Source organism: Pseudoalteromonas sp. SR45-4 (genome assembly GCF_014163535.1).
Taxonomy (GTDB): domain Bacteria; phylum Pseudomonadota; class Gammaproteobacteria; order Enterobacterales; family Alteromonadaceae; genus Pseudoalteromonas; species Pseudoalteromonas nigrifaciens.
In genome coordinates, this window is the sequence record NZ_JACJDO010000043.1 from 20709 (window position 1) to 29742 (window position 9034).

General features: G+C 40.9%; 5 protein-coding genes and 1 pseudogene. 4 read left to right on the plus strand and 2 right to left on the minus strand.

Annotated features, from left to right (window positions below):
* On the minus strand, positions 1-2387 hold a 2387-nt coding region (locus H5058_RS15365; protein ID WP_182678914.1), incomplete at its 3' end, for a S9 family peptidase.
* A gap of 368 nt (positions 2388-2755) precedes the next feature.
* On the opposite strand from H5058_RS15365, the gene H5058_RS15370 reads away from it, so the two are divergent.
* The 4 genes from H5058_RS15370 to H5058_RS15385 all read left to right on the plus strand — a co-directional run bounded on the left by H5058_RS15370 (position 2756) and on the right by H5058_RS15385 (position 8469).
* Positions 2756-3985 (plus strand): glycosyltransferase, encoded by a 1230-nt coding sequence (locus tag H5058_RS15370; protein ID WP_089369161.1) that lies wholly within the window; start codon positions 2756-2758, stop codon positions 3983-3985.
* Positions 3986-4363: 378 nt separating this feature from the next.
* Positions 4364-5590 carry a threonine/serine exporter ThrE family protein gene (locus H5058_RS15375; protein WP_041454906.1) on the plus strand — a complete coding sequence of 409 codons (1227 nt, stop codon included), beginning with the start codon at positions 4364-4366 and terminating at the stop codon, positions 5588-5590.
* A 184-nt stretch (positions 5591-5774) separates the two neighbouring features.
* Positions 5775-7823, plus strand: coding sequence for a S9 family peptidase (locus tag H5058_RS15380; RefSeq protein ID WP_089369160.1), 2049 nt, complete (start codon positions 5775-5777; stop codon positions 7821-7823).
* A gap of 220 nt (positions 7824-8043) precedes the next feature.
* On the plus strand, positions 8044-8469 hold the full coding sequence (locus H5058_RS15385) for a hemerythrin domain-containing protein (protein WP_011329866.1): 426 nt from the start codon (positions 8044-8046) through the stop codon (positions 8467-8469).
* 104 nt (positions 8470-8573) lie between these two features.
* Here H5058_RS15385 and H5058_RS15390 read toward each other — a convergent pair.
* Positions 8574-8915, minus strand: a pseudogene (locus tag H5058_RS15390) (hypothetical protein); the annotation flags it as partial.
* Between the last annotated feature and the right edge of the window lie 119 nt (positions 8916-9034).

Genomic DNA, 9034 nt, shown 5'->3' on the forward strand with positions numbered 1-9034 from the left:
AACCACTGTTCTTGCTCCCACAATACATGCAGTAAACTTTTACGAGCACGATAGCCATGTGCTTCATGGGGTAGCATAACTAAGCGCACTTCTTTACCTAAGCCTTTTAATGCGGCGTACATACGCTCACTTTGCATGGGAAAGGTGCCAGAATTCGGATCTTCTTGCCCGTGAATCATCAACATTGGCTCGTTAATTTTTTCGGCATGAAAAAATGGCGACATGTTTGCGTACACATCTTGGGCTTGCCAAAAGTCGCGCTCTTCGCCTTGAAAGCCAAACGGCGTTAAGGTGCGATTATACGCGCCACTGCGGGCAATACCGGTTTTAAACAAGTCACTATGCGCTAATAAATTAGCCACCATAAATGCGCCATATGAATGCCCTGCTATGGCAATATTGTTTTTATCAGCAATGCCTTTTTTAACCAATACATCTACGGCAGCTTGTGCGCTGGCCACTAGTTGCTTTCTAAAGTTATCATTTGGTTCACTGCCCTCAATACCTACAATAGGCATTTTAGGATCGTCAAACACCGCAATACCTTTAGCTAAGTAAGGCATCGGGCCCCAGTAACCAATAGAGGTAAACTCATAAGGCGATTCACGCACTTGAGAAGCGACTGCTTTATCTTTATATTCAAGCGGGTATGCCCACATTAATACAGGTAATGGGCCTTGAGATTTATCATAACCTGGTGGTAAATAAAGTGTGCCTGAAAGCTCAACACCGTCATCTCGGGTATAACGTAATTGCTCTTTTGTTACGCCTTTAAATGCAGGGTAAGGGTGCTCAAAATTAGTAATTTGAGTTAAATTTTGTTTATTTAAATCACGAATAAAAAAGTTAGGTTGCTCTGTTTTAGACTCTCTAATAGTAATAAAACGCTTACCTTCGTCATCAAGTAACGCACGAACACGCTCATAATAAGGTGCCGCTGATTGCCACAAACGTTTGCTGCTATGAGTTTTTACATCGTATTGGTCTAAAAACGGCACATTACCTTGCTCTGATGCGCCATTACCGCGTAAAAACAGATAGCGTCCGCCAACCACTTTTATTACCTTGCTGCCTAAATCATTGCGCTCATATAGTGCTCTACCAGGGTCTTTGTAGGCATCGTTGTAACTACGCTCTGAAAATAATATGCGGTTTTTATCAGCATCACGTGGGGCAATAATATAAGTACGCACTTGGCGGTCACTAAAGCGCCAATCGCTGAGCATAGCAATATTATCGTTACCCCATTCTATACCCGAATAACGACGCTCTACTTTAGCAAACAGTTTAGGCTCGCGCTTAAACGGTGCACGTAAGCTGTAAATAAAGTCGTGATATTCAACATCGGTTTTCATATCACCGGCATCTTGCGCTTCAGCCCAAATAACCTCTGCACCTTGATCGCCTCGCCACTCAAAGTCACGTCTGCCAGTACGTACACTGTCGTAGCCTTGTGGAATATTATCGGCTAATGGTTGTTTTGCCAGCTCAACTAGTGAAAAACCACGCATTCCCCATATTTGCCATGTTGTAGCAAAGCGGTTGTATGGAACTTGATACGAAAATGGCTCGTTTATGCTTGCCACTAATATATTGGTTGAGTCGGGTGATACTGAAAATGACTTAAGCAACGCAGGGCGGCCAATCGGTTGCGCATGACCATCAAGCGTTATATAGGCGAGTTGCCCTTGGCCATAAAACTTAAACTGCGCCTCATCAAACGGACCGGTTAATAAGTTTTGATAAGTACGTGCAGGGGCTTTTTCGCCGCTACTTTGCTGAATAACAGGCATCGTACTTTGGCTATCATTTTGTAATCTGGCTTTTCCTAAATTAACAGCTAAATTTGCAACCAAGGCACTGCTATCGGGTAGCCATTCATAAGGGGATGCAGTAAGGACAGAGTTTAGCGCAATTGAGTTTAGCTCATTAGCTTGTTTTGTTTTTACATTGTATAACCATAAACGCGCATCATTTTTTTGCTCAACCACGAAGGCTAAGTACTCACTATTTGATGACCACTTTGGCGCGCGAATAATACCTTGTGGCAAGTTATTAATATTAATAACCGTACCACTTTGTACGTGTTTAATTTGCACCGCACTGTATTTTGCACTTACGCGTGAGCGTGAAAAGTTTGCCGGGTTGAGTTTAATGCCCGCCAGTTTAAGCTCCTCTTTTGCCAACTCATCTAGCGACACAACACGTTTGCGCTCAAACAATGCCAGCCATTGGCCATCGTCTGACAAACTACTGGTGGGCGATAACTTAGCATCTACTAATGCAGCAAGTTCAGCCGATGGCGTTTGATATCCTTGCTCTGCATAGCTCATTGGCAGTAATGCAATACAGCCAATAAAGGCAACTAACAGCCTAAAAGCGTTCATGTTTTGTCCTTTAGTAATTATTTAGTTTAATAAAGCTATCTAAACATGTTTTGCCGCATTCATAAAGCATTAAGGTTATACAAAATAGCGTAAATGATTTATCGCCACCCTAACTTAAGCTACACTACAGCGCTATTTATAAAGTGCTGTACACCTAAAAAACAATGCTGATGAATAAAGTAAATGCTGTCATATTTTTTAATATTACCCATTAATAAAAAATGACTTTATAAGCATTGAACTTGTGTAGAACTAGTGCGCTAAATTTACTGTGCTACTACCGTTAATATTGTAATAACCATCACAAAAATAAGCTTACCTGTTTCTATATGGGTAAATTTAAACTTACTAATAAGAGATCCTAGCCAATGAAAAAAGTGCTGGTAATTGGCTACGTATGGCCAGAGCCCAACTCATCTGCTGCAGGCACGCACATGATGTCGTTATTAAATGCCTTTAGAGCCCAAAACTGGCAAGTAGAGTTTGCAACGCCGGCACTGCGCACCGAGCACATGGTCAACCTTGACGACTTTGGTATTAGTAGCCAGAGCATTGCGCTTAACTGCGAAAGTTTTGACGATTACGTTAAAGCATATGCTCCCGATATCGTTATGTTTGATCGTTTTATGATGGAAGAGCAGTTTGGTTGGCGCGTTGATAAGCATTGCCCGAATGCGCTGAAAATTTTAGATACCGAAGATCTACAATGTTTGCGTAATGCGCGCCACGAAGCCCACAAAGGCGAGCGAGAATTTACCACTAACGACTTGCACTCAGACATAGCAAAACGCGAAATTGCAGCCATCTTACGTTGCGATTTAAGCCTTATTATTTCTAGCTATGAAATGAGCTTACTTAATGATGTATTTAAAATAGAGCCTAGCTTATTACACCATTTACCTTTTATGGTCGATTTAAACACATTGCCCACCAGCACTAAAACCTTTGAGCAGCGCCAACACTTTATGACCATAGGTAATTTTAGGCACGCGCCAAACTGGGATGCTGTGCTTTATTTACAACAAATTTGGCCACTTATTCGCAAGCAACTGCCTAAAGCTGAGCTGCATATTTATGGATCGTACCCGCCGCCAAAAGCAACTGCACTTAACAACCCTAAATCGGGGTTTTTAATTAAAGGCTGGGCCGATAATGCGTTTGAGGTAATGCAAAGCGCACGAGTATGTTTAGCACCACTGCGTTTTGGCGCAGGTATTAAAGGTAAATTACTTGAAGCCATGATTATGCAAACCCCAAGTGTTACCACTAATATTGGCAGTGAAGGTATGCATAATGAGTTATCTTGGCCTGGAAAAATAGCAAACACCGCCGAAGATTTTGCAAATGCAGCCGTTGAAATGTACAACAATCAAAGTGAATTTGAACAAGCACAACAAGATGGCAATACACTACTTAATACGCTGTATGACAAAGCCCAATTAAGCGCTGCGTTAATTCAAAAAGTCGATTCAATAAGTAGCGATTTAAATGCCCATCGCGAAAAAAACTTTACAGGCCAAATGCTCAAATATCATACAATGCGCAGCACACAATACATGTCGCAATGGATAGCTGAAAAAAATAAAAAATTAGATTAAAAATGACTAGACACACACCAATTAGTGTTTAAAATCGCGCCCATTAAACGTGGGCAAATTTTTAATACCAATCTACCTTAAACGGTACAATTCAGCGAGAATTAAAATGAGCCTAGACAAGGCGCTTGAATGATAAAATAGTGGTTCTATTTTGAGTTCGAGGAACGCAGTATAAGCTCATTTAAAACTCGCCCAAGGGAGCTCACCAGTGACATTTCTTCTTCGTTGGCAACTTTTGAAAGGGAACCACCCTTCCTACATGTTGCCCACTTGAATCAAAAGCCACTGGATGAACTCTGAATTAGCACTTTTTATGGCAGATTAGTATTTTTTGTCTATATTTTTAGCTTAGTTATTTAACCGTTGGCTTAAAAGCATTTGAAAAACGCAACCTTTACAGAAAAACGCAAATTTATCGTTAAATTAGGTAAAATGCTGCACAAATATGGTACGCCCGCATACCGCTTAGAAGCGCATTTAATGGAAGTTGCGACCTACTTAGACCTTAAATCGTCGTTTGTTATGTCGCCTACCTCTGTTACCTTTGTTATTTGGACCGACGGCCACGAAGACGAGTATACCCATGTTGCACGGGTAGATCCTGGCGATCACGACCTAGGCTCACTTGCCGACACCGACGACTTAGTTAATCAAATGCTTGATGGCAAGTTAACCTTGCACGAAGTGGACGAACAGCTAGACATTATTTTTGTTGCTCCTAACTCTTACAATAAACTCACTACAGGCATTGCGTTTGCCACATCTGGTGGTGCGTTTGCTATGTTAATGGGCACCAGCTGGTTTGATGTAGCTTGGTCTGCGTTACTCTCATCTCTTGTATACTTGTTTGTGCTTTGGTCGGGGCGCTCAAAACGTGTCGCCCACATGCTTGAGCCTTTGGTAGCAATTGTATCGTCAATCGTTGCCTGTGCTATTAGTGTTTATTTTGCCCCAGAGATCAATATACGTTTAGTGGTACTGTCGTCCATCATTGTATTTATTCCGGGTTTAGCATTAGCCCTAGGATTAGCAGAACTTGCAGCAAGGCACTTAGTGTCGGGTACAGCACGGGTGATGGACTCATTCATGTTGCTGTTTAAACTCTACTTTGGTGGTTTTATTGGCATAGGTATTGGTTTTGCATTATTTGGACAGGCCGACTTTGTGCAACCTGCGCCACTGCCAGCGTGGACGCCTTGGCTTGCTATATTTTTGCTGTGTAGCAGCCTAATAGTCATATTTAGAACCAAGCTTAAACATGCCGTGTGGTCTATCGCATCTGGCTTTATTGCTTATGGCACCAGTATTGGCTCGGCTATGTATCTCGATTACACCTTAGGGACCTTTGTTGGCGCATTAGCCGTTGGCATATTTAGCAACTTATTTAATCGCGTGGCCAACGCCCCCGCTTCTATTGTTGCTATGCAAGGCTTAATTGTATTAGTACCGGGTAGCAAAACCTATATTGGCTTAAATTCGCTTATTGAAGGTCAAGACTTTGTTTATGCAGAACATATAGGCCAGCAAACGTTTTTAATTTTTATGTCGCTAGTAGCTGGGTTAATTTTTGCCAACGTAGCACTACCACCTAAAAAGAGTTTGTAACGCGCTTTTCTCACCTATCCATTAATTAAAATATACGCCAACATTTGTGATAAAAGTTGGCGTCATTACTTTTATCACCGCTTTATCCATTAACCTTTATAAACAGTGTGTTAATCGCATTTTTTAGCCTATTACATCAGCCTTGATATACTGCCAAGTTAACGTGTATATAAAGGAAAGTTTAATGTTAAAACTTAGCTTAGTGCTTGCAATGGGATTATCTAGCTCATTGGTAAGTGCTTCAACAGTATTAACGGTTGAAGATATCCCAAAAATTCAATCAGTTATTCAAACCAGTATTAGTCCAGATGGCGATAACGTCGCTTTTACTCGTTCGGTGCCGCGTGAGCTGTATGTTGATGAAAATGGCACTAACTACCGTGAGCTGTATGTGGTTAACGACAAAGGTGTAGAGCGCCCTTTTATTACCGGTTCGGTTAGTATTAGCAGCATTCAATGGTCTAACAACAGTAAAACCATCTACTTTTTAGCAAAATTAAAAGATGACAAATTTACCGCGCTTTATCAAATTCCGGTTGATGGCGGCCAAGCACATAAAGTACTGTCATTAAAAGATACCTCTATTTCAAGCTACGCACTAAGCCCTGACAATAAACACCTCGCTATTTTGGCAATGCCAGCAGCTGATAAATCTGATAAAGAGCTTAAAAAATTAGGCTTTATGGCAGAGGTATACGAACAAGGTTTAAAAAACAAACAGCTGTTTATTGCTGATTTAAAACAAACCGATAAGCCACTTTCACCTGCCGCGCTCAATGTAGCTAACTATGTTAGTGATGTTAACTGGGCTGCCGATGGCAAAAAGCTACTGGTTAAAACTCAGCCTACTGCGTTAATTGATGATAAGTACACAAAATCACAATGGCACTTGTTTGATATAGCAAGTAATCAAGTAACTATGTCGTTTGCCACAGAGGGTAAACTTGGTACAGCAGAGCTTTCTCATGATGGTCGTTATATCGCAATTTTAGGCGCACAAGATAAACACGATCCTGCTACTGGTCGCTTATTTTTAGCCGATACAAAAAGCGGTAAAGTAGATGAGTGGTTACCCAACTTTAGCGGCCACGTAGCCGATATTGAATGGCAGAATAAACGCAATACCTTAAACTTTATTGCCAATGTAGGCACCCAAAGCTTTGTCGGCAGCATTAAAACCGGCAGCAATAAATACAAAAAAATAGTTAAAGAAGGTCAATTTATTGCCTCAAGCCTAAGTATCTCTGCTTCAGATAAAACCTTAGCGCTGCGCGCCAATACCGCAAAACATCCTAACGAAGTGTTTATTGTTCGTAGCAAAAAAGCAGAGCGTTTAACCGATTCAAACACGTGGCTAAACGACAAGCGCTTTGCCAAGCAACAAACAATTAATTTAAAAGCCCGTGACGGCGTAGAAATTGATGGTGTACTTGTGTATCCGCTTGATTATAAAAAAGGGACACGTTACCCATTAATCATGTCGGTACATGGCGGCCCTGAAAGCCATGACAAAGACGGTTGGTTAACTAACTACTCACGTCCTGGTCAAATGGGGGCAGCTCGTGGTTACGCTGTATTTTATCCAAATTATCGTGGCTCAACGGGTAAAGGGGTTGATTACTCTAAACTTGGCCAAAATGACTACGCAGGCAAAGAGTTTGATGACTTAGTAGATTTTAAAAACCACCTTGTTGATATGGGTTTAGTAGACACTAAACGTGTTGGTATTACTGGTGGCTCATACGGCGGTTATGCTTCTGCGTGGGGCGCAACAAAATTAACTGAGCACTTTGCTGCCAGCGTAATGTTTGTTGGCGTATCTAATCAATTATCTAAGTTTGGTACTACCGATATATCTAACGAAATGAACCTAGTACATGCTCGTTCATACCCTTGGGATAAATGGCAATGGTACTTAGAGCGCAGCCCTATTTATTGGGCTGGACAATCTAAAACACCGTTATTAATTATGCACGGTAAAGACGATCCTCGTGTACACCCAGCGCAATCAATGGAGCTATACCGCTACATGAAAGTGCAAGGTAAAGACGTGCGTTTAGTTTACTACCCTGGCGAGGGCCACGGTAACCGTAAAGTAGCAGCTCAGTACGACTACAGCTTACGTTTAATGCGTTGGATGGATAACTACCTGATCGATGGCAATAAAGACATGCCCGCGTTTGAAATTGACCACGCAGCTAAACTTAAAGCAATAAAAGACGCAAATAAATAGCTAGCTAAATACGGTTATGAATAAGTAAGTTATTTTATTACAGGGCTAGTAGCAATATTAGCCCTTTTTGTTGTTAGCTTTATACAGTGCATAGTAATTTTTACACACCTCTCAAATAATCTCTTTGTAATAAAAACAAAACCCCTTGTATTACAGTGTATTAAAAATGGCCTTATATTTGCTTCATATTATTTAAACAATGAGTAAAGTAGGAAATAAAATGAATATTTTTGAAGCACTACGCGCCGATCATGACATACAGCGTAAGTTAGTAGATGCGCTTATTCAAACTCATGGTGATACAGATGAGCGTCAAAAGTTAATGCTTGAACTAAAAACACAGCTAAAACAACATGCAAAGTTTGAAGAGCGTTATTTTTATAACCCACTGATGTTTGAAGATCTAACCCATGAAAAAGCCCGCCATAGTGTGGCAGAACATCATGATATTGATGAATTAATTGAACAACTTGAAGAAACCGATAGGAGTTCACCAGCGTGGTTGGTTGCTGCTAAAAAACTCCATCATTTAGTGCATCATCACTTAGATGAAGAAGAGCACGAAGTATTTCAACTAGCCGGCAAAGCACTAACCGAAGGGCAAAAAGAAAGCTTAGCTGAGCACTACAACGATGCAATGCACTAACTGCATGCAGTAACTACTTTATACGCTATAACTTTAACTTTGATACACTCCCTTGTGTACTATTTGGTTATAAGCCAAGCGGCTTATAACCAATTTTTTATGTATTACTTTATAGTAAATTTTACGTCTTGGTCGCGCAGTAAATACAACGCAAAACACGCAGCCCACATTGGCCATGCAGTAAAGAATAATAAGTTGTTAAAGCCATCTATGTACTGGTTGTACGATGAAAGTGTAGACAAGCCATGCATTACAAAAATGATTCCGTAAGTAAGTCGCTTTTTAATACCCGCCAAAAATGCTAAGACTAAAACTAATTGCAGCGCACCTAACACATACGCCACTATATCTGTTGACCCACTAATGCCATAAAACTTTTCAAAAATACCGGCGCTATGTGCCGGATTCACAAATTTATCCAGCGTCCACATTATCATTACAGTGAACTACCCACCGACGCCACTACGTGTCGATCAATGGGCTTCTACAGTCTAGCTTATGAATGCTAGGCTGCTTCTTTTTTTCTCAGATCCAACAGCAAACTTCGATAGCTCGAAGACTTTCA